Source organism: Myxococcaceae bacterium JPH2, from assembly GCA_016458225.1.
GTDB lineage: Bacteria > Myxococcota > Myxococcia > Myxococcales > Myxococcaceae > Citreicoccus.
Genome location: JAEMGR010000103.1, coordinates 1 through 1465, shown reverse-complemented (window position 1 = coordinate 1465; position 1465 = coordinate 1). Strand labels below are relative to the sequence as shown.

Sequence of the window (1465 nt, the reverse complement as noted above, 5' to 3'; positions counted from 1 at the left end):
ATGCGCGCGACGAGCTGGGTCGCGAGCAACGAGTGGCCTCCGAGGTCGAAGAAGTTGTCGTGGATGCCCACCGCAGCGCGGCCCAGCACCTCGGCCCAGAGGGCAACGAGCTGTGCTTCCAGCGCGTTGCGCGGAGCCGCGTCCTCGGCGGGACGTGCCACGGGCGCCTCGGGCGCGGGCAAGGCTCGCCGGTCCACCTTGCCGTTGGGCGACAGCGGCAACGTGGCCAGCTCCACCACCGCCGAGGGCACCATGTACTCGGGCAGGTGCTTCTGGACGTGCTCTCGCAGCGAGGACACGTCTCCACCCGGGACGACGTAGGCCACCAGCCGCTTGTCTCCGGGCACGTCCTCGCGCGCCACCACCACCGCGTCCCGCACGCCGGGGTGTTGGCGCAGCACAGCCTCCACTTCGCCCGGCTCGATTCGGTAGCCGCGCACCTTCACCTGGAAGTCCACTCGGCCGAGGAACTCCAGCGTGCCGTCCGCTCGCCACCGCGCCTTGTCTCCCGTGCGGTACAGCCGCGCTCCCGGCGTGGCGCTGAAGCCATGCGGCACGAAGCGCTCCGCCGTCAGCTCCGCTCGGCGCAGGTAGCCCCACGCGAGTCCGTCTCCGCCCACGTACAGCTCTCCGGGCACGCCCGGAGGTACTGGCTGCAGGTGCCCGTCCAACACCCACGCCGTCGAGTTCGACAGCGGCCGTCCAATGGGCACCGTGCGTCCCACCGAGTCTCCGGCCCGCAGCGTGTGCGTCGCCGAGAACGTGGTGTTCTCCGTCGGGCCATACCCGTTGATGAGCACCGAGCCCGAGGGCAACCGCGACAGGTGCTCGGCCACGCGCTCCACGGGCAGCACGTCTCCACCCGCGAGCACTTGCCGGACTCGCGCGAGGGCCTCGCCCTGGTGCTGCACCATTTGCGTGAAGAGGGCCGCCGTCAGCCACAGCGTGGTGACGCCCTCCCGTGTCAGCAGCGCGCCCAGCTCCTCCAGCGAGAGGGCATGGGGCGGGGCCAGCACGAGTCGCGCGCCGTGCAGCAGCGCGCCCCACACCTCCAACGTGGAGGCGTCGAAGGCCACTGGCGCCAGCTGGAGCAGGACTTCGTCGGGGCCGAAGCGCGCGAAGGTGTTGCCTCGCACCAGTCGCGTCACGCCTCGGTGCGGCACGCAGACGCCCTTGGGGCGCCCCGTGCTGCCGGAGGTGAACATGACGTATGCGAGGTCATCTCCGCTCACCCGTGTCTCGGGCGGCGTGGAGGGCCTTGCCGCGATGGCCTCCCACTCGGCGTCCATCAACACCAACAGGCCGCCCATTTCGGGCAGGTCATCGGCCAGTCGCTCTTGCGTGAGCACGACGCTGACGCCCGCCTCCTGGAGCATCCAGGCGATGCGCTCCGTGGGCTGGCTCGCCTCCACGGGCACGTAGGCCGCGCCCGCCTTGAGGATGCCCAGCATGCCCACGATGAGGT

Annotated in this window: 1 protein-coding gene; it reads right to left on the bottom strand. The window is 71.1% G+C overall.

Annotated elements, in window-relative coordinates; all coding sequences use genetic code 11:
• Positions 1–1465 (bottom strand): non-ribosomal peptide synthetase (locus JGU66_36290; protein MBJ6766236.1); only part of this gene is annotated, 1465 nt, incomplete at both ends.